The organism is Escherichia sp. HH26CH (assembly GCF_009820205.1).
In the GTDB taxonomy this organism is placed as follows: Bacteria; Pseudomonadota; Gammaproteobacteria; order Enterobacterales; family Enterobacteriaceae; genus Escherichia; species Escherichia coli_F.
Genome location: NZ_VNXM01000040.1, coordinates 218747 through 242923, shown reverse-complemented (window position 1 = coordinate 242923; position 24177 = coordinate 218747). Strand labels below are relative to the sequence as shown.

Here is a 24177-nt window from a genome sequence, read left to right as displayed (position 1 = left end):
GGTTTTATCTCAAAGGCGCTATCACCGCCGCCAGGCAGATGAACTGTTGACTATGCTTTTAGCGGATAAACCACGATAAGAGCATAAAAATGAAGGCATTCGATCTCCACCGTATGGCATTTGATAAAGTGCCTTTTGATTTCCTTGGCGAAGTTGCACTACGTAGTCTTTATACCTTTGTACTGGTCTTTTTATTCCTCAAAATGACCGGCAGACGCGGTGTGCGGCAGATGTCGCTGTTTGAAGTGTTAATCATTCTGACGCTGGGGTCAGCGGCGGGGGATGTGGCGTTTTATGATGATGTGCCGATGGTTCCGGTGCTTATCGTCTTTATTACTCTGGCGTTGTTATACCGTCTGGTAATGTGGTTGATGGCGCACAGTGAAAAACTGGAAGATCTTCTGGAAGGCAAGCCGGTTGTCATTATTGAGGATGGTGAGCTGGCCTGGTCGAAACTTAATAACTCCAACATGACGGAATTTGAGTTCTTTATGGAGCTGCGACTGCGTGGAGTGGAGCAGTTGGGGCAGGTACGTCTGGCGATTCTCGAAACCAACGGGCAAATCAGTGTCTATTTCTTTGAAGATGACAAGGTCAAACCGGGCTTGCTTATTTTACCCAGTGACTGTACTCAGCGTTACAAAGTGGTGCCTGAGTCGGCGGACTATGCTTGCATCCGTTGCAGTGAGATCATTCATATGAACGCAGGGGAAAAACAATTATGTCCGCGCTGTGCAAATCCAGAATGGACGAAGGCAAGTCGGGCTAAACGGGTGACCTGACAGCAAAAAAATCGGTTTTTGGACAATAATCCGAGAGATTCTATTGTGTGACGCGTGCCGCATTTTTGCCCTCGACTGTTTTACCCATTGCGATGCGCGCCACTGAATGATAAAACCGATAGCCACAGGAATAATGTATTACCCGCGGTCGCAATCGATTGTCCGTGGGTTAATGGCAACGCAACGTGGTGAGGGGAAATGGCTCAAATCTTCAATTTTAGTTCTGGTCCGGCAATGCTACCGGCAGAGGTGCTTAAACAGGCTCAACAGGAACTGCGCGACTGGAACGGTCTTGGTACGTCGGTGATGGAAGTGAGCCACCGTGGTAAAGAGTTCATTCAGGTTGCAGAGGAAGCCGAGAAGGATTTTCGCGATCTTCTTAATATCCCCTCCAACTATAAAGTATTGTTCTGCCACGGCGGTGGTCGCGGTCAATTTGCTGCAGTACCGTTGAATATTCTTGGTGATAAAACCACTGCAGATTATGTTGATGCCGGTTACTGGGCGGCAAGTGCCATTAAAGAAGCGAAAAAATACTGCAAGCCAAATGTCTTTGACGCCAAAGTGACTGTTGATGGTCTTCGTGCGGTTAAGCCAATGCGTGAATGGCAGCTCTCTGATAATGCCGCTTATATGCATTACTGCCCAAATGAGACCATCGATGGTATCGCCATCGACGAAACGCCAGACTTTGGTAAAGAAGTGGTGGTTGCAGCCGACTTCTCTTCAACGATTCTTTCCCGTCCAATTGACGTCAGTCGTTACGGTGTGATTTATGCTGGCGCACAGAAAAATATCGGCCCGGCGGGCCTGACAATCGTCATCGTTCGTGAAGACTTACTGGGTAAAGCGAATATCGCTTGTCCGTCGATTCTGGATTATTCCATCCTTAACGATAACGACTCAATGTTTAACACGCCGCCGACATTTGCCTGGTACCTGTCCGGTCTGGTATTCAAATGGCTGAAAGCGAACGGCGGCGTGGCTGCAATGGATAAAATCAATCAGCAAAAAGCAGAACTGCTGTATGGGGTGATTGATAACAGCGATTTCTACCGCAATGACGTGGCGAAAGCTAACCGTTCGCGGATGAACGTGCCGTTCCAGTTGGCGGACAGTGCGCTTGACAAATTGTTCCTTGAAGAGTCTTTTGCTGCGGGGCTGCATGCCCTGAAAGGGCATCGTGTGGTCGGCGGTATGCGTGCGTCAATTTATAACGCAATGCCTCTGGAAGGCGTTAAAGCGCTGACAGACTTCATGATTGAGTTCGAACGCCGTCACGGCTAATGCCGAAATTTTGCTTAATCCCCACAGCCAGCCTGTGGGGTTTTTATTTCTGTTGTAGAGAGTTGAGTTCATGGAATCCCTGACGTTACAACCCATCGCTCGTGTCGATGGCACCATTAATCTGCCCGGTTCCAAGAGCGTTTCTAACCGCGCTTTATTGCTGGCGGCATTAGCACACGGCAAAACAGTATTAACCAATCTGCTGGATAGCGATGACGTGCGCCATATGCTGAATGCATTAACCGCGTTAGGGGTAAGTTACACGCTTTCAGCCGATCGTACGCGTTGCGAAATCATCGGTAATGGCGGTCCATTACACGCAGAAAGTGCTCTGGAGTTGTTCCTCGGTAACGCCGGAACGGCAATGCGTCCGCTGGCGGCAGCTCTTTGTCTGGGTAGCAATGATATTGTGCTGACCGGTGAACCGCGTATGAAAGAACGCCCCATTGGTCATCTGGTGGATGCGCTGCGCCTGGGCGGGGCGAAGATCACTTACCTGGAACAAGAAAATTATCCACCATTGCGTTTACAGGGCGGCTTTACTGGCGGCAACGTTGACGTTGATGGCTCCGTTTCCAGCCAGTTCCTCACCGCACTGTTAATGACTGCGCCTCTTGCACCGGAAGATACGGTGATTCGTATTAAAGGCGATCTGGTCTCTAAACCTTATATCGACATCACACTCAATCTGATGAAGACGTTTGGTGTTGAAATTGAAAATCAGCACTATCAACAATTTGTCGTAAAAGGCGGGCAGTCTTATCAGTCTCCGGGTACTTATTTAGTCGAAGGCGATGCATCTTCGGCTTCTTACTTCCTGGCAGCAGCAGCAATCAAAGGCGGCACTGTAAAAGTGACCGGCATTGGACGCAACAGTATGCAGGGTGATATTCGCTTTGCTGATGTGCTGGAAAAAATGGGCGCGACCATTTGCTGGGGCGATGATTATATTTCCTGCACGCGGGGTGAACTGAACGCTATTGATATGGATATGAACCATATTCCTGATGCGGCGATGACCATTGCCACGGCGGCGTTATTTGCAAAAGGCACCACCACGCTGCGCAATATCTATAACTGGCGTGTTAAAGAGACCGATCGCCTGTTTGCGATGGCAACAGAACTGCGTAAAGTTGGTGCGGAAGTAGAAGAGGGGCACGATTACATTCGTATCACTCCACCGGAAAAACTGAACTTTGCCGAGATCGCAACATACAATGATCACCGGATGGCGATGTGTTTCTCGCTGGTGGCGTTGTCAGATACACCAGTGACGATTCTTGATCCCAAATGCACGGCCAAAACATTTCCGGATTATTTCGAGCAGCTGGCGCGGATTAGCCAGGCAGCCTGAATGAACAACGTGCAATAAATAGCCAAATCTTTCTTTATCAAAACGTCGGCACATTGCCGGCGTTTTTTTTCGGACCTTGTGAGTCATTTTGATTAATGGTAGCGTCGTTTGTCGATGTAAGTTATTGATACATAATATTTATATATGATTAATCAACGGATGATTCACATGAAAAATACTAAATTACTGCTTGCGATTGCGGCCTCTGCAGCTTTACTGACAGGGTGTCAGAATACCCACGGTATTGATACCAATATGGCTATCAGCTCAGGTTTAAATGCCTATAAAGCAGCAACGTTAAGCGATGCTGATGCAAAAGCGATTGCCAATCAGGGCTGTGCCGAAATGGACAGCGGCAATCAAGTCGCAAGTAAATCCAGCAAGTACGGTAAACGTCTGGCAAAAATCGCCAAAGCATTGGGTAACAATATTAATGGCACGCCGGTCAACTATAAGGTTTATATGACCAGCGACGTCAACGCATGGGCGATGGCGAACGGCTGTGTTCGTGTCTACAGTGGCCTGATGGACATGATGAACGACAACGAAATTGAAGGTGTTCTGGGTCATGAACTGGGCCACGTCGCGTTGGGTCACTCGCTGGCTGAAATGAAAGCTTCTTATGCGATCGTTGCCGCACGTGATGCGATTTCCGCTACCAGCGGTGTGGCTTCCCAGCTTTCTCGCTCACAATTAGGTGATATCGCAGAAGGCGCGATCAATGCTAAATACTCCCGCGATAAAGAGTCCGAAGCAGATGATTTCTCCTTTGATCTGTTGAAGAAACGTGGCATCAGCACCCAGGGGCTGGTTGGCAGCTTTGAAAAATTGGCCAGCCTGGATGGCGGCCGTACCCAGTCCATGTTTGACTCTCACCCACCATCAACAGAGCGTGCGCAACACATCCGTGATCGTATCGCCTCTGGTAAGTAAATCATTGTCATCTTTCGGGCTGGTCTTCTGCCAGCCCGCTATAATTGCGCAATAAATCCCCATCTGAATACAGACAAAACTGGTTTTTGCACACAACGTTAACGATTTGTGGCGTCGGCGCGTATAATGCGCGCGGTTATGTTAACGGTACGCCTGTTTTAAGGAGATAAAGATGACGGCAATTGCCCCGGTTATTACCATTGATGGCCCAAGCGGTGCAGGGAAAGGCACCTTGTGTAAGGCTATGGCGGAAGCGTTGCAATGGCATCTGCTGGACTCGGGTGCAATTTATCGCGTACTGGCACTGGCGGCATTACATCACCATGTTGATGTTGCATCGGAAGATGCGCTCGTGCCGCTGGCATCCCATCTGGATGTACGTTTTGTGTCGACCAATGGTAATCTGGAAGTGATCCTCGAAGGGGAAGATGTCAGCGGCGAAATTCGTACTCAGGAAGTGGCGAATGCTGCTTCACAAGTCGCGGCATTCCCACGCGTTCGTGAAGCATTATTGCGTCGCCAACGCGCGTTTCGCGAATTACCAGGCTTGATTGCCGATGGCCGCGATATGGGAACGGTGGTATTCCCTGATGCGCCAGTGAAAATTTTCCTTGACGCCTCCTCGGAAGAACGTGCGCATCGCCGCATGCTACAGTTGCAGGAGAAGGGCTTTAGTGTTAACTTTGAGCGCCTTTTGGCCGAGATCAAAGAACGCGACGACCGCGATCGTAACCGAGCGGTAGCGCCACTGGTTCCGGCAGCCGATGCTTTAGTGTTGGATTCCACCACCTTAAGCATTGAGCAAGTGATTGAAAAAGCGCTACAATACGCGCGCCAGAAATTGGCTCTCGCATAAGCGACCGAATTTGCAGTACCCCCGTTGCAATGGAATGACAGCGGGTATGTTAAACAACCCCATCCGGCATGGAGCCAGGTGGACGTTAAATATAAACCTGAAGATTAAACATGACTGAATCTTTTGCTCAACTCTTTGAAGAGTCCTTAAAAGAAATCGAAACCCGCCCGGGTTCTATCGTTCGTGGCGTTGTTGTTGCTATCGACAAAGACGTAGTACTGGTTGACGCTGGTCTGAAATCTGAGTCCGCCATCCCGGCTGAGCAGTTCAAAAACGCCCAGGGCGAGCTGGAAATCCAGGTAGGTGACGAAGTTGACGTTGCTCTGGACGCAGTAGAAGACGGCTTCGGTGAAACTCTGCTGTCCCGTGAGAAAGCTAAACGTCACGAAGCCTGGATCACGCTGGAAAAAGCTTACGAAGATGCTGAAACTGTTACCGGTGTTATCAACGGCAAAGTTAAGGGCGGCTTCACTGTTGAGCTGAACGGTATTCGTGCGTTCCTGCCAGGTTCTCTGGTAGACGTTCGTCCGGTGCGTGACACTCTGCACCTGGAAGGCAAAGAGCTTGAATTCAAAGTAATCAAGCTGGATCAGAAGCGCAACAACGTTGTTGTTTCTCGTCGTGCCGTTATCGAATCCGAAAACAGCGCAGAGCGCGATCAGCTGCTGGAAAACCTGCAGGAAGGCATGGAAGTTAAAGGTATCGTTAAGAACCTCACTGACTACGGTGCATTCGTTGATCTGGGCGGCGTTGACGGCCTGCTGCACATCACTGATATGGCCTGGAAACGCGTTAAGCATCCGAGCGAAATCGTCAACGTGGGCGACGAAATCACTGTTAAAGTGCTGAAGTTCGACCGCGAACGTACCCGTGTATCCCTGGGCCTGAAACAGCTGGGCGAAGATCCGTGGGTAGCTATCGCTAAACGTTATCCGGAAGGTACCAAACTGACTGGTCGCGTGACCAACCTGACCGACTACGGCTGCTTCGTTGAAATCGAAGAAGGCGTTGAAGGCCTGGTACACGTTTCCGAAATGGATTGGACCAACAAAAACATCCACCCGTCCAAAGTTGTTAACGTTGGCGATGTCGTGGAAGTTATGGTTCTGGATATCGACGAAGAACGTCGTCGTATCTCCCTGGGTCTGAAACAGTGCAAAGCTAACCCGTGGCAGCAGTTCGCGGAAACCCACAACAAGGGTGACCGTGTTGAAGGTAAAATCAAGTCTATCACTGACTTCGGTATCTTCATCGGCCTGGACGGCGGCATCGACGGCCTGGTTCACCTGTCTGACATCTCCTGGAACGTTGCAGGCGAAGAAGCAGTTCGTGAATACAAAAAAGGCGACGAAATCGCTGCAGTTGTTCTGCAGGTTGACGCAGAACGTGAACGTATCTCCCTGGGCGTTAAACAGCTCGCAGAAGATCCGTTCAACAACTGGGTTGCTCTGAACAAGAAAGGCGCTATCGTAACCGGTAAAGTAACTGCAGTTGACGCTAAAGGCGCAACCGTAGAACTGGCTGACGGCGTTGAAGGTTACCTGCGTGCTTCTGAAGCATCCCGTGACCGCGTTGAAGACGCTACCCTGGTTCTGAGCGTTGGCGACGAAGTTGAAGCTAAATTCACCGGTGTTGATCGTAAAAACCGCGCAATCAGCCTGTCTGTTCGTGCGAAAGACGAAGCTGACGAGAAAGATGCAATCGCAACTGTTAACAAACAGGAAGATGCAAACTTCTCCAACAACGCAATGGCTGAAGCTTTCAAAGCAGCTAAAGGCGAGTAATTCTCTGACTCTTCGGGATTTTTATTCCGAAGTTTGTTGAGTTTACTTGACAGATTGCAGGTTTCGTCCTGTAATCAAGCACTAAGGGCGGCTACGGCCGCCCTTAATCAATGCAGCAACAGCAGCCGCTAAATTTGCCTTTAAGGAACCGGAGGAATCATGACCAAGTCAGAATTGATAGAAAGACTTGCCACCCAGCAATCGCACATTCCCGCCAAGACGGTTGAAGATGCAGTAAAAGAGATGCTGGAGCATATGGCCTCGACTCTTGCGCAGGGCGAGCGTATTGAAATCCGCGGTTTCGGCAGTTTCTCTTTGCACTACCGCGCACCACGTACCGGACGTAATCCGAAGACTGGCGATAAAGTAGAACTGGAAGGAAAATACGTTCCTCACTTTAAACCAGGTAAAGAACTGCGCGATCGCGCCAATATTTACGGTTAAGTTTTTACTCAAACTTGAACGCGAGAAAAGCACCTGTCGGGTGCTTTTTTCATTTCTCTAATCTGGAACTGGAAGCTGCCTCGCAGAGTTTTGAGCAGTTTTCACCCTGTCGTTAAATTCTTCTGAACGTGCCTCGGGGAACGCAAAACTCCCACCAGACAACCATTCAACAAAGTTGCACACTTTCTATAAACAGGGAGGGTGCATGAAAATAACGACAGTCGGAGTATGCATAATTTGCGGAATTTTTCCGTTGCTGATTTTGCCCCAATTGCCAGGGACAGTAACCCTTGCGCTTCTGACTATCTTCGCCTGTGTACTGGCATTTATCCCTGTTAAAACCGTCCGTTATATCGCGCTGACGTTGCTGTTTTTCGTTTGGGGCATATTAGCAGCAAAGCAAATTTTGTGGGCAGGAGAAACCTTAACTGGCGCGACGCAGGATGCAATAGTTGAGATCACTGCTACTGACGGCATGACCACTCATTACGGTCAAATTACTCATCTACAAGGTCGACGTATATTCCCTGCGCCAGGCCTCGTACTGTATGGCGAATATCTTCCGCAAGCGGTTTGTGCCGGACAAGTATGGTCAATGAAACTCAAAGTTCGTGCAGTTCATGGCCAACTTAATGATGGCGGCTTTGATAGCCAGCGTTATGCCATTGCCCAGCATCAACCGCTCACCGGCCGTTTTCTGCAGGCAAGTGTCATTGAACCGAATTGTAGCCTGCGTGCACAGTATCTGGCGTCACTACAAACAACGCTGCAACCCTATATGTGGAACGCGGTTATTCTTGGATTAGGTATGGGGGAACGGTTATCCGTCCCCAAAGAAATCAAAAATATCATGCGTGATACTGGAACGGCGCATTTAATGGCGATATCAGGATTGCACATCGCTTTTGCGGCGTTGCTGGCTGCAGGACTCATTCGCGGTGGGCAAGTTTTTCTGCCTGGGTGCTGGATCCACTGGCAAATGCCATTAATTGGTGGAATCTGCTGTGCTGCTTTTTATGCCTGGTTGACGGGAATGCAACCTCCTGCATTGCGTACCATGGTGGCGCTTGCTATGTGGGGAATGCTTAAGTTAAGTGGGCGACAGTGGACTGGCTGGGATGTATGGATATGTTGTCTGGCGGCAATTTTGCTGATGGATCCTGTTGCCATTCTTTCGCAAAGTTTATGGCTCTCTGCCGCTGCGGTAGCGGCGCTGATTTTTTGGTGTCAGTGGTTTCCCTGTCCGGAGTGGCAACTGCCGCCAGTATTGCGCGCGGTTGTTTCCCTCATCCATCTACAACTTGGAATCACCCTCCTGCTAATGCCTGTGCAAATCGTCATATTTCATGGCATTAGTCTGACCTCGTTTATTGCAAACCTATTTGCAATTCCCCTGGTGACATTTATCACGGTTCCGTTGATCCTCGCAGCGATGGTTATGCATTTAAGCGGGCCGTTAATCGTGGAGCAAGGAGTATGGTTTCTTGCCGACCGGTCTTTGGCTTTGCTTTTCTGGGGGTTAAAGAGTTTGCCAGAAGGGTGGATCAACATTGCTGAACGTTGGCAATGGCTAACATTTTCCCCATGGTTCTTACTGGTGGTATGGCGATTAAACGCCTGGCGAGCGTTGCCGGCAATGTGTGTGGCTGGAGGCTTGCTGATGTGCTGGCCGCTGTGGCAAAAACCTCGACCTGACGCGTGGCAGGTGTACATGCTTGATGTCGGGCAAGGGCTGGCAATGGTGATAGCCAGAAACGGTAAAGCGATTCTCTATGACACCGGACTGGCCTGGCCGGAGGGGGATAGTGGGCAACAACTGATTATCCCCTGGCTACGCTGGCATAATCTTGAACCAGAAGGCGTCATTCTTAGTCATGAACATCTGGATCATCGGGGAGGGCTGGACTCGATATTACGTGCCTGGCCGACGTTATGGGTCAGAAGCCCTTTAAGCTGGGAGCATCATCAGCCCTGTGTGCGTGGCGAAGCGTGGCAATGGCAAGGATTGCGTTTCAGCGTGCACTGGCCTTTACAAGGTAGCATCGATAAAGGAAATAACCATTCCTGTGTGGTTAAGGTTGATGACGGGACGAATAGCATTCTCCTAACCGGTGATATTGAAGCCCCCGCTGAACAAAAGATGCTAAGCCGTTACTGGCAGCAAGTACAAGCAACATTACTTCAGGTACCTCACCATGGCAGTAATACCTCATCATCGTTGCCATTAATTCAGCGAGTGAATGGAACATTGGCACTTGCATCGGCATCGCGCTATAACGCATGGCGACTGCCTTCAAACAAAGTTAAGCATCGCTATCAACAACAGGGTTATAAGTGGCTTGATACCCCGCATCAGGGGCAAATAACGGTCGATTTTTCAGCACAAGGCTGGCGGATTAGCAGCCTCAGGGAGCAAATTTTACCTCGTTGGTATCATCAGTGGTTTGGCGTGCCAGTGGATAACGGGTAGAATATGCGGCTATTTCAACAAATGCTGGTTTTTTGAATGCATAACGACAAAGATCTCTCTACGTGGCAGACATTCCGCCGACTGTGGCCAACCATTGCGCCTTTTAAAGCGGGTCTGATCGTGGCGGGCGTAGCGTTAATCCTCAACGCAGCCAGCGATACCTTCATGTTATCGCTCCTTAAGCCACTTCTTGATGATGGCTTTGGTAAAACAGATCGCTCCGTGCTGGTGTGGATGCCGCTGGTGGTGATCGGGCTGATGATTTTACGTGGTATCACCAGCTATGTTTCCAGCTACTGTATCTCCTGGGTATCAGGAAAGGTGGTAATGACTATGCGTCGCCGCCTGTTTGGTCACATGATGGGAATGCCAGTTTCATTCTTTGACAAACAGTCAACGGGTACGCTGTTGTCGCGTATCACCTACGATTCCGAACAGGTTGCTTCTTCTTCTTCCGGCGCATTGATTACTGTTGTGCGTGAAGGTGCGTCGATCATCGGCCTGTTCATCATGATGTTCTATTACAGCTGGCAACTGTCGATCATTTTAATTGTGCTGGCACCGATTGTTTCGATTGCGATTCGTGTCGTATCGAAGCGTTTTCGCAACATCAGTAAAAACATGCAGAACACCATGGGGCAGGTGACCACCAGCGCAGAACAAATGCTGAAGGGCCACAAAGAAGTATTGATTTTCGGTGGTCAGGAAGTGGAAACGAAACGCTTCGATAAAGTCAGTAACCGAATGCGTCTTCAGGGGATGAAAATGGTTTCAGCCTCTTCTATCTCTGATCCGATCATTCAGCTGATCGCCTCTTTAGCGCTGGCGTTTGTTCTGTATGCGGCGAGCTTCCCTAGCGTCATGGATAGCCTGACTGCCGGTACGATTACCGTTGTTTTCTCTTCAATGATTGCGCTGATGCGTCCGCTGAAATCGCTGACCAACGTTAACGCCCAGTTCCAGCGCGGTATGGCGGCTTGTCAGACGCTGTTTACCATTCTGGACAGTGAGCAGGAGAAAGACGAAGGTAAGCGTGTGCTCGAACGTGCGACTGGTGACGTAGAATTCCGCAATGTCACCTTTACTTATCCGGGACGTGATGTACCCGCATTGCGTAACATCAACCTGAAAATTCCGGCAGGAAAAACGGTCGCTCTGGTTGGACGCTCTGGTTCAGGTAAATCAACCATCGCCAGCCTAATCACACGTTTTTACGATATTGATGAAGGCGAAATCCTGATGGATGGTCACGATCTGCGCGAGTATACCCTGGCGTCTTTACGTAACCAGGTTGCTCTGGTGTCGCAGAATGTCCATCTGTTTAACGATACGGTTGCCAACAACATTGCTTACGCACGGACAGAACAGTACAGCCGTGAGCAAATTGAAGAAGCGGCGCGTATGGCCTACGCCATGGACTTCATCAATAAGATGGATAACGGTCTCGATACAGTGATTGGTGAAAACGGCGTGCTGCTCTCTGGCGGTCAGCGTCAGCGTATTGCCATCGCTCGAGCCTTGTTGCGTGATAGCCCGATACTGATTCTGGACGAAGCTACCTCGGCGCTGGATACCGAATCTGAACGTGCGATTCAGGCGGCACTGGATGAGTTGCAGAAAAACCGTACCTCTCTGGTGATTGCCCACCGCTTGTCTACCATTGAAAAGGCAGACGAAATCGTGGTCGTCGAGGATGGTGTCATTGTGGAACGCGGTACGCATAACGATTTGCTTGAGCACCGTGGCGTTTACGCGCAACTTCACAAAATGCAGTTTGGCCAATGATCGAAAAAATCTGGTCTGGTGAATCCCCTTTGTGGCGGCTATTGCTGCCACTCTCCTGGTTGTATGGTCTGGTGAGTGGCGCGATCCGTCTTTGCTATAAACTAAAACTGAAGCGCGCCTGGCGTGCCCCCGTACCGGTTGTCGTGGTTGGTAATCTCACCGCAGGCGGCAACGGAAAAACTCCGGTCGTTGTCTGGCTGGTGGAACAGTTGCAACAGCGCGGTATTCGCGTGGGGGTCGTATCGCGGGGATATGGTGGTAAGGCTGAATCTTATCCGCTGTTATTGTCGGCAGATACCACCACAGCACAGGCGGGTGATGAACCTGTGTTGATTTATCAACGCACTGGCGCGCCTGTTGCGGTTTCTCCCGTGCGTTCTGATGCGGTAAAAGCCATTCTGGCGCAACACCCTGATGTGCAGATCATCGTAACCGACGACGGTTTACAGCATTATCGTCTGGCGCGTGATGTGGAAATCGTCGTTATTGATGGCGTGCGTCGCTTTGGCAATGGCTGGTGGTTGCCGGCGGGGCCAATGCGTGAGCGAGCGGGGCGCTTAAAGTCGGTTGATGCGGTAATCGTCAACGGCGGTGTCCCCCGCAGCGGTGAAATCCCCATGCATCTGCTGCCGGGGCAGGCGGTGAATTTACGTACCGGTACGCGTTGTGACGTTGCTCAACTTGAACATGTGGTGGCGATGGCGGGGATTGGGCATCCGCCGCGCTTTTTTGCCACGCTGAAGATGTGCGGCGTACAACCGGAAAAATGTGTACCACTGGCCGATCATCAGTCTTTGAATTATAAGGATGTCAGCGCGTTGGTAAGCGACGGGCAAACGCTAGTAATGACTGAAAAAGATGCGGTGAAATGCCGGGCCTTTGCAGATGAAAATTGGTGGTATTTGCCTGTTGACGCACAGCTTTCAGGCGATGAACCAGCGAAACTGCTTGCGCAACTAACCTCGCTGGCTTCTGGCAACTAGTTACGCCGCGGCAGCGTTCGATTGATGGAGTCATGAATGTCGCTGCCGCACCTCTCCCTTGCTGATGCGCGTAATCTTCACCTTGCTGCGCAAGGCCTGTTAAACAAACCCCGCCGTCGAGCGTCGTTGGAAGATATTCTGGCAACGATTTCCCGCATGTCCTTGCTGCAAATTGATACCATCAATATTGTTGCCCGTAGCCCATATCTGGTGCTTTTCAGTCGTCTGGGAAATTATCCTGCGCAGTGGTTGGATGAGTCTCTGGCGCGTGGCGAATTAATGGAATACTGGGCGCATGAAGCCTGCTTTATGCCACGTAGCGATTTTCGTCTTATTCGCCACCGCATGCTGGCACCTGAAAAAATGGGCTGGAAATACAAAGACGCCTGGATGCAGGAACATGCGGCAGAAATTGCACAGTTAATTCAACATATTCATGATAAGGGGCCGGTACGTTCAGCCGATTTCGAGCATTCTCGTAAAGGTGCAAGCGGCTGGTGGGAATGGAAGCCGCATAAACGGCATCTGGAAGGTTTATTTACTGCCGGAAAGGTGATGGTGATTGAACGGCGCAACTTCCAGCGCGTTTATGATTTAACCCACCGTGTCATGCCTGACTGGGATGATGAGCGCGATCTCGTTTCGCAAACAGAAGCAGAAATCATCATGCTGGATAACAGTGCGCGTAGCCTGGGCATATTCCGCGAACAGTGGCTGGCAGATTACTATCGGCTGAAACGTCCGGCACTGGCGGCTTGGCGCGAAGCGAGGGCTGAACAGCAGCAAATCATTGCTGTGCATGTTGAAAAATTGGGCAATCTTTGGCTGCATGCTGATTTGCTGCCGCTACTCGAACGCGCGCTCGCCGGAAAGCTCACTGCAACGCACAGCGCGGTACTTTCGCCTTTTGATCCTGTTGTCTGGGATCGCAAACGCGCGGAGCAGCTTTTTGATTTTAGCTACCGGCTGGAGTGCTATACCCCAGCGCCGAAACGCCAGTATGGCTATTTTGTTCTGCCGTTATTACATCGTGGGCAATTAGTTGGGCGAATGGATGCCAAAATGCATCGCCAGACAGGCATCCTTGAAGTTATCTCTCTGTGGTTACAGGAAGGCATTAAACCAACGACAACGCTGCAAAAAGGGTTACGTCAGGCAATTACTGATTTCGCGAGCTGGCAGCAGGCAACGCGGGTGACATTAGGACGCTGCCCGCAAGGTCTCTTTACTGATTGCCGCACTGGCTGGGAAATAGACCCCGTCGCATAAATGATTATGATAAGATTTATGCATTCATAACCCGATCCATCTGGAGGAACTATGGATCATCGTCTGCTTGAAATCATTGCCTGCCCGGTTTGCAACGGAAAACTTTGGTATAACCAGGAAAAACAAGAGCTTATTTGCAAACTGGACAACCTGGCTTTCCCGCTGCGCGATGGCATTCCAGTGTTGCTGGAAACGGAAGCCCGCGTGCTGACTGCTGATGAGAGTAAATCATGAGTTTTGTGGTCATTATTCCCGCGCGCTACGCGTCCACGCGTCTGCCCGGTAAACCATTGGTTGATATTAACGGCAAACCCATGATTGTTCATGTTCTTGAACGCGCGCGCGAATCAGGTGCCGAGCGCATCATCGTGGCAACCGATCATGAGGATGTTGCCCGCGCTGTTGAAGCCGCTGGCGGCGAAGTATGTATGACGCGCGCCGATCATCAGTCAGGTACAGAACGTTTGGCGGAAGTTGTCGAAAAATGCGCATTCAGCGACGACACGGTGATCGTTAATGTGCAGGGTGATGAACCGATGATCCCTGCGACAATCATTCGTCAGGTTGCTGATAACCTCGCTCAGCGTCAGGTGGGTATGGCTACTCTGGCGGTGCCAATCCACAATGCGGAAGAAGCGTTTAACCCGAATGCGGTGAAAGTGGTTCTCGACGCCGAAGGGTACGCACTGTACTTCTCTCGCGCCACCATTCCGTGGGATCGTGATCGTTTTGCAAAAGACCTTGAAACCGTAGGCGATAACTTCCTGCGTCATCTTGGTATTTATGGCTACCGAGCAGGCTTTATCCGTCGTTATGTTACCTGGCAGCCAAGTCCGTTAGAACATATCGAAATGTTAGAGCAGCTTCGTGTTCTGTGGTACGGCGAAAAAATCCACGTTGCTGTTGCTCAGGAAGTTCCTGGTACAGGAGTGGATACCCCTGAAGATCTCGAGCGCGTTCGCGCTGAAATGCGCTAATTTCACTTCACGACACTCCAGCCAATTTTGGGAGGAGTGTCGTACCGTTACGATTTTCCTCAATTTTTCTTTTCAACAATTGATCTCATTCAGGTGACATCTTTTATATTGGCGCTCATTATGAAAGCAGTAGCTTTTATGAGGGTAATCTGAATGGAACAGCTGCGTGCCGAATTAAGCCATTTACTGGGCGAAAAACTCAGTCGTATTGAGTGCGTCAATGAAAAAGCGGATACGGCGTTGTGGGCTTTGTATGACAGCCAGGGAAACCCAATGCCGTTAATGGCAAGAAGCTTTAGTACGCCCGGAAAAGCCCGACAGCTGGCATGGAAAACCACCATGCTGGCAAGAAGTGGGACTGTCCGTATGCCGACTATTTATGGTGTGATGACGCATGAAGAACACCCCGGCCCCGATGTCCTGCTACTGGAGCGGATGCGTGGTGTTTCGGTGGAGGCACCAGCCCGAACACCAGAACGCTGGGAACAACTCAAAGACCAAATCGTTGAAGCCTTACTGGCCTGGCACCGTCAGGACAGTCGTGGTTGCGTCGGCGCGGTCGACAATACTCAGGAAAATTTCTGGCCCTCATGGTACCGGCAACATGTTGAAGTGCTATGGACTACGCTCAATCAGTTCAATAACACCGGTCTAACGATGCAGGATAAGCGGATCCTGTTTCGCACTCGCGAATGTCTCCCGGCATTATTTGAAGGCTTTAACGACAATTGTGTACTGATTCACGGTAACTTCTGTTTACGCAGCATGCTGAAAGATTCGCGCAGCGATCAGTTACTGGCGATGGTCGGACCGGGACTAATGCTTTGGGCACCGCGAGAATACGAACTGTTCCGACTAATGGATAATTCTCTGGCGGAAGATTTGCTCTGGAGTTATCTGCAACGCGCGCCAGTGGCGGAGTCGTTCATCTGGCGGCGTTGGTTGTATGTGTTATGGGATGAAGTTGCGCAACTGGTTAATACCGGACGATTTAGTCGGCGTAACTTCGATCTGGCATCAAAATCACTCTTGCCGTGGCTCGCCTGACGAACCTTTCAGCCACTGCCAGATCCGGCCAAGCGTTTCATAGCCAACGCGGTCGCTATGCATCAACCAAACCGGAGAAGGGATTGCCCGTTCCCACGGATTAAGCGGCGAGTCGATGGCCAACTGATTCGCCGGGGCTGGTAGCGGATTTAACCCTTCCTGCTGAAAAAAGATCATCGCCCGCGGCAGATGTGATGCGGAGGTCACCAGCAGGAAAGGTGCGTCACCAATTGCCTGTTTCACTGCCGCAGCTTCTTCTTCGGTATCTTTTGGCAAATCCAGAGTGATAATTTGCTCGCGCGGCACGCCCAGCGATTGCGCAACTCTTGCACCTACTTCGGCTGTACTCACCGTATTGGTTTTTGCTACGCCTCCCGTGAAGATCAGCTTTGATCCCGGATTTTCGCGCCATAAGCGAATACCCTCATTCAGACGTGGCAGACTGTTATTGATTAAATTCGAGCTCGGTGCCCATTGTGGGTTCCAGGTATAACCACCTCCGAGCACCACGATATAGTCCACTTTATGCGAATTATTCCATGTCGGATAGGTGCTTTCGATGGGACGCAGCAGGCGATCGGCTACCGGTTGCAAACTCAATAACAAGAGCGCCAGCCACCCAAGGCTAATAAAAATCTTCCCGGTTTTTTGAAAACGGCTAAACCACAGCAGCGCCAGGCCAGCGCCAATAATCAACAACATCAGCGGAAGTGGCAGCAGCATACCGCCAATCACTTTTTTCAGTGTAAAAAGCATCCTTTCTGGTTCCTTTTTTGACCATATAGCAAGGGATCGCCAGCGATATTACACCAGACGGGTTCATTCTCGCCGTGGCTGTGACAAAATAGCGTCTTTATCAGAAAACGTCTTAGCCAACCGGTGGAGAAAGCAATGCAGGATCGCAATTTTGATGATATTGCGGAAAAGTTTTCCCGTAACATTTACGGCACCACCAAAGGGCAGCTTCGACAGGCTATTTTGTGGCAGGATCTCGATCGCGTGCTGGCGGAAATGGGCTCGCAAAAACTGCGTGTGCTGGATGCTGGCGGTGGAGAAGGGCAGACCGCAATCAAAATGGCCGAGCGTGGGCATCAGGTCATTTTATGCGATCTCTCAGCGCAGATGATCGACCGCGCAAAACAGGCGGCAGAAGCAAAAGGTGTGAGCGACAACATGCAATTTATACATTGCGCCGCTCAGGATGTTGCTTCGCATTTGGAAACGCCCGTTGATCTGATATTGTTCCATGCGGTGCTCGAGTGGGTGGCCGATCCCCGCAGCGTATTACAGACCCTGTGGTCAGTGTTGCGTCCAGGCGGCGTGTTGTCGTTAATGTTCTACAATGCGCATGGTTTGTTGATGCATAACATGGTCGCCGGGAATTTTGATTACGTGCAGGCGGGAATGCCGAAAAAGAAAAAACGGACGCTTTCGCCAGATTATCCACGCGACCCGGCGCAGGTTTATCTGTGGCTGGAAGAAGCTGGTTGGCAAATTCTGGGTAAGACAGGCGTTCGCGTGTTTCATGATTATCTGCGCGAGAAGCACCAGCAGCGCGACTGCTATGAAGCATTACTTGAATTAGAAACGCGTTATTGCCGTCAGGAACCGTATATTACCCTGGGGCGTTATATTCATGTCACCGCGCGCAAACCGCAGAGCAAGGATAAAGTATGAGTGAATTTTCCCAGACAGTCCCCGAACTGGTTGCCTGGGCCAGAAAAAATGACTTCTCCATCTCGCTGCCGGTAGACCGACTCTCTTTTCTGCTGGCGGTTGCCACGCTGAACGGCGAGCGTCTGGATGGTGAGATGAGTGAAGGCGAGCTGGTGGATGCATTCCGCCATGTGAGTGATGCGTTTGAGCAAACCAGCGAAACCATCGGCGTGCGCGCCAACAACGCGATCAACGACATGGTTCGTCAACGTCTGCTGAACCGCTTTACCAGCGAGCAGGCTGAAGGGAACGCAATTTACCGTCTGACGCCGCTTGGCATCGGTATTACCGATTACTACATCCGTCAGCGCGAGTTTTCGACGCTGCGCCTTTCTATGCAGTTGTCGATTGTGGCGGGTGAGCTCAAACGCGCAGCAGATGCCGCCGAAGAGGGCGGTGATGAATTTCACTGGCACCGTAATGTTTATGCGCCACTGAAATATTCGGTAGCAGAAATTTTCGACAGCATCGACCTGACGCAACGTCTGATGGATGAACAGCAGCAGCAGGTGAAGGACGATATCGCCCAGTTGTTGAACAAAGACTGGCGGGCGGCGATTTCCAGCTGTGAATTGTTGCTTTCAGAAACTTCCGGAACGCTGCGTGAATTGCAGGATACGCTGGAAGCGGCAGGCGATAAATTGCAGGCCAACCTGTTACGCATTCAGGATGCGACGATGACCCATGACGACCTGCATTTTGTCGATCGTCTGGTGTTCGATCTGCAGAGCAAACTCGACCGTATTATCAGTTGGGGCCAGCAATCCATCGACTTGTGGATTGGCTACGACCGCCACGTACACAAATTTATTCGTACTGCGATCGATATGGATAAAAACCGCGTCTTTGCTCAGCGGTTACGTCAGTCGGTACAAACCTATTTTGATGAGCCGTGGGCGCTAACTTATGCCAATGCCGATCGTCTGCTGGATATGCGTGACGAAGAGATGGTACTGCGCGATGAAGAAGTGACTGGGGAACTTCCTGAGGATCTGGAGTACGAAGAGTTTAACGAGATCCGCGAACAGCTGGCGGCGATCATCGAAGAACAACTTGCCGTGTACAAAACCAGACAAGTGCCGTTGGATCTTGGTCTGGTGGTACGCGAATATCTGTCACAGTATCCGCGTGCGCGTCACTTTGACGTTGCGCGTATTGTTATCGATCAGGCGGTACGTCTTGGCGTAGCGCAAGCAGATTTCACCGGACTGCCAGCGAAATGGCAGCCGATTAATGATTACGGAGCCAAGGTACAGGCGCATGTCATCGACAAATATTGAACAAGTGATGCCGGTTAAGCTGGCGCAGGCGCTGGCGAATCCGTTATTTCCGGCGCTGGATAGCGCCTTACGTTCAGGCCGCCATATTGGCCTCGACGAACTGGATAATCATGCATTCCTGATGGATTTTCAGGAATATCTGGAAGAGTTTTACGCGCGTTATAACGTTGAGCTTATTCGTGCACCGGAAGGGTTCTTCTATCTACGCCCACGTTCCACCACGCTGATCCCTCGTTCCGTCTTGTCGGAACTGGATATGATGGTCGGGAAAATCCTCTGTTATCTCTATCTCAGCCCGGAACGGCTGGCGAATGAGGGGATTTTTACTCAACAGGAACTGTACGACGAACTGCTCACCCTGGCCGATGAAGCGAAACTGCTGAAACTGGTGAACAACCGTTCAACCGGTTCAGACGTTGACCGGCAGAAGTTGCAGGAAAAAGTACGTTCTTCGCTCAACCGTCTGCGTCGTTTAGGCATGGTGTGGTTTATGGGCCACGACAGCAGCAAGTTCCGCATTACCGAATCGGTGTTCCGCTTCGGCGCCGATGTGCGTGCTGGCGACGATCCCCGTGAAGCACAGCGTCGCCTGATTCGTGATGGTGAAGCAATGCCGATTGAAAATCATCTGCAACTCAACGATGAAACCGAAGAGAGTCAGCCAGATAGCGGAGAGGAAGAATAATGATTGAACGCGGTAAATTTCGCTCACTGACGCTGATTAACTGGAACGGCTTTTTTGCCCGAACTTTTGACCTTGACGAGCTGGTCACGACGCTTTCTGGCGGTAACGGGGCGGGTAAATCCACCACCATGGCGGCGTTCGTTACGGCGCTTATCCCCGACCTGACCCTGCTGCATTTCCGTAATACCACGGAAGCCGGGGCCACCAGCGGTTCGCGCGATAAAGGTCTGCACGGTAAGCTGAAAGCGGGTGTCTGTTATTCGATGCTCGACACCATTAACTCGCGCCACCAGCGCGTAGTGGTCGGTGTGCGTCTGCAACAGGTTGCCGGACGCGATCGTAAAGTGGATATCAAACCGTTTGCCATTCAGGGCTTGCCGATGTCGGTGCAGCCGACACAACTGGTGACCGAAACTCTGAACGAACGCCAGGCGCGCGTGCTGCCGCTTAACGAGCTGAAAGACAAGCTCGAGGCGATGGAAGGCGTGCAGTTTAAGCAGTTCAACTCCATTACCGATTACCACTCGCTGATGTTCGATCTGGGCATCATCGCACGTCGTCTGCGCTCAGCGTCTGATCGTAGTAAATTCTATCGTCTGATTGAAGCTTCGCTGTACGGCGGGATTTCCAGCGCCATCACCCGTTCTCTGCGCGACTACCTGTTGCCAGAAAATAGCGGCGTGCGTAAAGCGTTTCAGGACATGGAAGCGGCGCTGCGTGAAAACCGTATGACGCTGGAAGCGATTCGTGTTACCCAGTCTGACCGTGACTTGTTCAAGCATCTGATCAGCGAAGCGACTAACTACGTGGCGGCGGACTACATGCGTCACGCCAACGAGCGCCGTGTTCATCTCGATAAGGCCCTGGAGTTTCGTCGCGAGCTACATACTTCGCGTCAGCAACTGGCGGCTGAGCAGTACAAACACGTCGATATGGCGCGTGAGCTGGCAGAGCACAACGGTGCCGAAGGCGATCTGGAAGCGGATTATCAGGCGGCCAGCGATCACCTGAACCTGGTGCAAACCGCACTGCGTCAGCAGGAGAAGATCGAACGCTACGAAGCGGATCTCGATGAGCTGCAGATCCGTCTGGAAGAGCAAAACGAAGTGGTGGCAGAAGCCATCGAACGCCAGGAAGAGAATGAGGCTCGTGCGGAAGCTGCCGAGCTGGAAGTGGACGAGCTGAAAAGCCAGCTTGCTGACTACCAGCAGGCGCTGGACGTCCAACAAACGCGCGCTATCCAGTACAACCAGGCGATTGCTGCGCTTAATCGTGCCAAAGAACTGTGTCATCTGCCGGAATTAACCGCCGACAGCGCCGCCGATTGGCTGGAAACCTTCCAGGCGAAAGAGCTGGAAGCGACCGAAAAAATGCTCTCTCTTGAGCAGAAAATGAGCATGGCGCAAACCGCGCACAGCCAGTTTGAGCAGGCTTATCAGCTGGTGGTGGCAATCAACGGCCCGCTGGCGCGTAACGAGGCGTGGGATGTCGCTCGCGAACTATTGCGCGAAGGGGTCGATCAGCGTCACCTGGCTGAGCAGGTTCAGCCGTTGCGGATGCGCTTAAGCGAACTGGAACAGCGTCTGCGTGAACAGCAAGAAGCCGAACGCCTGCTGGCAGATTTCTGCAAACGTCAGGGCAAGAATTTTGATATTGATGAACTGGAAGCTCTGCATCAGGAGCTGGAAGCGCGCATTGCCTCTCTTTCCGATAGCGTGTCTAACGCCCGCGAAGAGCGTATGGCACTGCGTCAGGAGCAGGAACAGCTGCAGTCTCGCATTCAGAGTTTGATGCAGCGTGCACCGGTTTGGCTGGCAGCGCAAAACAGTCTCAACCAGTTGAGCGAACAGTGCGGCGAAGAGTTCTCCTCCAGCCAGGACGTCACCGAATATCTGCAACAGTTGCTGGAGCGTGAGCGCGAGGCGATTGTTGAACGCGATGAAGTAGGCGCGCGCAAAAACGCCGTCGATGAAGAGATCGAACGTTTAAGCCAGCCTGGCGGCTCTGAAGATCAGCGTCTGAATGCGCTGGCGGAGCGTTTTGGCGGCGTGCTGCTGTCAGAAATTTATGACGACGTTAGCCTGGAAGATGCGCCGTACTTCTCAGCGCTGTATGGCCCGTCACGCCACGCCATCGTGGTGCCAGATCTGTCACAGGTAACCGAACACCTGGAAGGCTTGACCGATTGCCCGGAAGATCTCTATCTGATCGAAGGGGATCCGCAGTCATTCGATGACAGCGTGTTCAGCGTTGATGAGCTGGAAAAAGCGGTAGTGGTGAAAATCGCCGATCGTCAGTGGCGTTATTCACGTTTCCCGGAAGTGCCGCTGTTTGGTCGTGCTGCGCGTGAAAGCCGTATTGAAAGCCTCCATGCCGAGCGTGAAGTGCTTTCCGAACGCTTCGCCACGCTCTCCTTTGATGTACAGAAAACCCAGCGTCTGCATCAGGCGTTCAGCCGCTTTATCGGCAGCCATCTGGCGGTGGCGTTTGAGTCTGATCCGGAAGCCGAAATCCGTCAACTGAACAGCCGTCGCGTCGAACTGGAGCGGGCGTTGAGTAATCATGAAAATGATAACCAGCAGCAGCGTATTCAGTTTGAGCAGGCGAAAGAGGGTGTTACGGCGCTGAACCGCATTCTGCCGCGTCTCAACTTGTTGGCTGATGACAGCCTCGCGGATCGCGTCGATGAAATCCGCGAACGTCTGGATGAAGCCCAGGAAGCCGCGCGTTTTGTTCAGCAGTTCGGTAATCAACTGGCGAAACTGGAACCGATCGTTTCGGTATTGCAGAGTGACCCGGAACAGTTCGAACAGTTAAAAGAAGATTACGCGTACTCTCAGCAGATGCAGCGCGATGCCCGTCAGCAGGCGTTTGCCCTGACGGAAGTGGTGCAGCGTCGTGCGCACTTTAGCTACTCTGACTCGGCAGAAATGCTTAGCGGTAACAGCGATCTCAACGAAAAACTGCGTGAACGTCTGGAACAGGCGGAAGCGGAGCGTACCCGCGCTCGTGAAGCGTTGCGCGGACACGCAGCGCAGTTGAGTCAGTACAACCAGGTACTGGCTTCGCTGAAAAGTTCGTATGACACCAAAAAAGAGCTACTCAACGATCTGCAACGTGAATTGCAGGATATCGGCGTGCGTGCTGATAGCGGGGCAGAAGAGCGGGCGCGTATTCGCCGTGATGAGTTACATGCGCAGCTGAGCAATAACCGTTCACGTCGCAACCAACTGGAAAAAGCGCTTACCTTCTGCGAAGCGGAGATGGACAACCTGACCCGCAAACTGCGCAAGCTGGAGCGTGATTACTTTGAGATGCGCGAGCAGGTAGTGACCGCGAAAGCGGGCTGGTGTGCAGTGATGCGCATGGTGAAAGATAACGGTGTTGAGCGCCGCTTACACCGCCGTGAGCTGGCTTATCTCTCCGCGGATGATTTGCGTTCCATGTCGGATAAGGCGTTGGGTGCGTTGCGTCTCGCGGTAGCGGATAACGAACATCTGCGCGACGTGCTGCGTATGTCGGAAGATCCAAAACGTCCGGAACGTAAAATTCAGTTCTTCGTGGCGGTTTATCAGCATCTGCGCGAGCGTATTCGTCAGGATATTATTCGTACCGATGATCCGGTTGAAGCTATCGAGCAGATGGAGATCGAACTTAGCCGTCTGACTGAAGAGTTAACGTCCCGCGAACAGAAACTGGCGATCAGTTCCCGCAGCGTGGCGAACATCATCCGTAAAACCATTCAGCGCGAGCAGAACCGCATCCGTATGCTCAACCAGGGCTTGCAGAACGTATCGTTCGGTCAGGTGAACAGCGTGCGCCTCAACGTGAACGTGCGTGAAACGCACGCCATGCTGCTGGATGTGCTCTCTGAACAGCACGAACAACATCAGGATCTGTTTAACAGCAACCGTCTGACCTTCTCGGAAGCGCTGGCGAAACTGTATCAGCGCCTTAATCCGCAGATTGATATGGGGCAGCGCACGCCGCAGACCATCGGTGAAGAACTGCTGGATTACCGTAACTATCTTGAAATGGAAGTTGAGGTTAACCGTGGTTCCGATGGCTGGTTGCGCGCGGAATCTGGTGCATTGTCGACCGGTGAGGCTATTGGTACCGGTATGTCGATTCTGGTGATGGTGGTACAGAGTTGGGAAGATGAATCTCGCCGCTTGCGCGGTAAAGATATCTCTCCTTGCCGTCTGCTGTTCCTTGATGAAGCAGCGCGACTGGATGCCCGTTCCATCGCCACGCTGTTTGAATTGTGTGAGCGTTTGCAAATGCAGCTCATCATCGCAGCGCCGGAAAATATCAGCCCGGAAAAAGGCACCACCTATAAACTGGTGCGTAAAGTCTTCCAGAATACCGAACACGTTCACGTAGTCGGTCTGCGTGGTTTTGCACCGCAACTCCCTGAAACGCTTCCTGGAACTGACGAAGCGCCTTCCCAGGCGAGTTAAGATTGAGGCGGCAGCGATGCCGCCTTTCCTGTTTCTGAAAACTCCGTTTCTGCACTAAAAAAGTG

Annotated in this window: 19 protein-coding genes; 18 read left to right on the top strand and 1 reads right to left on the bottom strand. The window is 51.5% G+C overall.

Translation table 11 applies throughout. The features are described from left to right. Positions 1 to 89: 89 nt before the first annotated feature. From FQ015_RS15170 to FQ015_RS15105, 14 genes are all read left to right on the top strand, one after another. On the top strand, positions 90 to 782 hold the full coding sequence (locus FQ015_RS15170) for a DUF421 domain-containing protein (RefSeq protein ID WP_000642852.1): 693 nt from the start codon (positions 90 to 92) through the stop codon (positions 780 to 782). A 198-nt stretch (positions 783 to 980) separates the two neighbouring features. Beyond that, positions 981 to 2069 (top strand): 3-phosphoserine/phosphohydroxythreonine transaminase, encoded by a 1089-nt coding sequence (serC, locus tag FQ015_RS15165; RefSeq protein WP_000057129.1) that lies wholly within the window; start codon positions 981 to 983, stop codon positions 2067 to 2069. A 70-nt stretch (positions 2070 to 2139) separates the two neighbouring features. Continuing rightward, positions 2140 to 3423, top strand: a complete 1284-nt coding sequence (aroA, locus tag FQ015_RS15160) for a 3-phosphoshikimate 1-carboxyvinyltransferase (protein ID WP_160524224.1) — start codon at positions 2140 to 2142, stop codon at positions 3421 to 3423. A gap of 168 nt (positions 3424 to 3591) precedes the next feature. Continuing rightward, a complete protein-coding gene (gene ycaL, locus FQ015_RS15155; protein ID WP_001353317.1) occupies positions 3592 to 4356 on the top strand; it encodes a metallopeptidase YcaL in 765 nt (254 codons plus the stop codon). Positions 4357 to 4528: 172 nt separating this feature from the next. Then, a complete protein-coding gene (gene cmk, locus FQ015_RS15150; RefSeq protein ID WP_000125016.1) occupies positions 4529 to 5212 on the top strand; it encodes a (d)CMP kinase in 684 nt (227 codons plus the stop codon). A 110-nt stretch (positions 5213 to 5322) separates the two neighbouring features. Beyond that, the gene (gene rpsA / locus FQ015_RS15145; protein ID WP_000140327.1) at positions 5323 to 6996 is read left to right on the top strand and encodes a 30S ribosomal protein S1; all 1674 of its coding nucleotides are present in this window, start codon (positions 5323 to 5325) and stop codon (positions 6994 to 6996) included. A 159-nt stretch (positions 6997 to 7155) separates the two neighbouring features. Further along, a complete protein-coding gene (gene ihfB / locus FQ015_RS15140) occupies positions 7156 to 7440 on the top strand; it encodes an integration host factor subunit beta (protein ID WP_000167336.1) in 285 nt (94 codons plus the stop codon). A gap of 205 nt (positions 7441 to 7645) precedes the next feature. Further along, positions 7646 to 9910: a ComEC family protein gene (locus tag FQ015_RS15135; protein WP_039020472.1), complete on the top strand. Its 2265-nt coding sequence runs from the start codon at positions 7646 to 7648 to the stop codon at positions 9908 to 9910. Between the two features lie 36 nt (positions 9911 to 9946). Continuing rightward, the gene (gene msbA, locus FQ015_RS15130; protein ID WP_000551273.1) at positions 9947 to 11695 is read left to right on the top strand and encodes a lipid A ABC transporter ATP-binding protein/permease MsbA; all 1749 of its coding nucleotides are present in this window, start codon (positions 9947 to 9949) and stop codon (positions 11693 to 11695) included. Next, a complete protein-coding gene (gene lpxK / locus FQ015_RS15125; RefSeq protein WP_039020473.1) occupies positions 11692 to 12678 on the top strand; it encodes a tetraacyldisaccharide 4'-kinase in 987 nt (328 codons plus the stop codon). The genes msbA and lpxK overlap by 4 nt, the downstream gene beginning before the upstream one ends. A 36-nt stretch (positions 12679 to 12714) precedes the next feature. Next, positions 12715 to 13947, top strand: a complete 1233-nt coding sequence (ycaQ, locus tag FQ015_RS15120; protein ID WP_160524223.1) for a crosslink repair DNA glycosylase YcaQ — start codon at positions 12715 to 12717, stop codon at positions 13945 to 13947. A gap of 51 nt (positions 13948 to 13998) precedes the next feature. Next, complete coding sequence (gene ycaR / locus FQ015_RS15115) at positions 13999 to 14181, top strand: protein YcaR (RefSeq protein WP_000350058.1); 183 nt, start codon at positions 13999 to 14001, stop codon at positions 14179 to 14181. Beyond that, positions 14178 to 14924, top strand: a complete 747-nt coding sequence (kdsB, locus tag FQ015_RS15110) for a 3-deoxy-manno-octulosonate cytidylyltransferase (protein WP_000011610.1) — start codon at positions 14178 to 14180, stop codon at positions 14922 to 14924. The genes ycaR and kdsB overlap by 4 nt, the downstream gene beginning before the upstream one ends. Positions 14925 to 15077: 153 nt before the next feature. After that, positions 15078 to 15971 carry a YcbJ family phosphotransferase gene (locus FQ015_RS15105; protein WP_000436922.1) on the top strand — a complete coding sequence of 298 codons (894 nt, stop codon included), beginning with the start codon at positions 15078 to 15080 and terminating at the stop codon, positions 15969 to 15971. Here FQ015_RS15105 and elyC read toward each other — a convergent pair. Further along, positions 15948 to 16727 carry an envelope biogenesis factor ElyC gene (gene elyC / locus FQ015_RS15100; protein WP_160524222.1) on the bottom strand — a complete coding sequence of 260 codons (780 nt, stop codon included), beginning with the start codon at positions 16725 to 16727 and terminating at the stop codon, positions 15948 to 15950. The genes FQ015_RS15105 and elyC overlap by 24 nt on opposite strands. A gap of 135 nt (positions 16728 to 16862) precedes the next feature. Between elyC and cmoM the strand changes: the two genes are divergently transcribed. The 4 genes from cmoM to mukB are packed head-to-tail and all read left to right on the top strand — an operon-like array spanning position 16863 to position 24112. Then, positions 16863 to 17648, top strand: coding sequence for a tRNA uridine 5-oxyacetic acid(34) methyltransferase CmoM (gene cmoM / locus FQ015_RS15095; protein ID WP_088541646.1), 786 nt, complete (start codon positions 16863 to 16865; stop codon positions 17646 to 17648). Continuing rightward, a complete protein-coding gene (mukF, locus tag FQ015_RS15090) occupies positions 17645 to 18967 on the top strand; it encodes a chromosome partition protein MukF (RefSeq protein WP_001288856.1) in 1323 nt (440 codons plus the stop codon). Before cmoM ends, mukF begins: the two co-directional genes overlap by 4 nt. Continuing rightward, positions 18948 to 19652, top strand: coding sequence for a chromosome partition protein MukE (gene mukE / locus FQ015_RS15085; RefSeq protein WP_001295931.1), 705 nt, complete (start codon positions 18948 to 18950; stop codon positions 19650 to 19652). The genes mukF and mukE overlap by 20 nt, the downstream gene beginning before the upstream one ends. Further along, complete coding sequence (gene mukB, locus FQ015_RS15080; protein WP_160524221.1) at positions 19652 to 24112, top strand: chromosome partition protein MukB; 4461 nt, start codon at positions 19652 to 19654, stop codon at positions 24110 to 24112. The genes mukE and mukB overlap by 1 nt, the downstream gene beginning before the upstream one ends. Positions 24113 to 24177 lie beyond the last annotated feature (65 nt).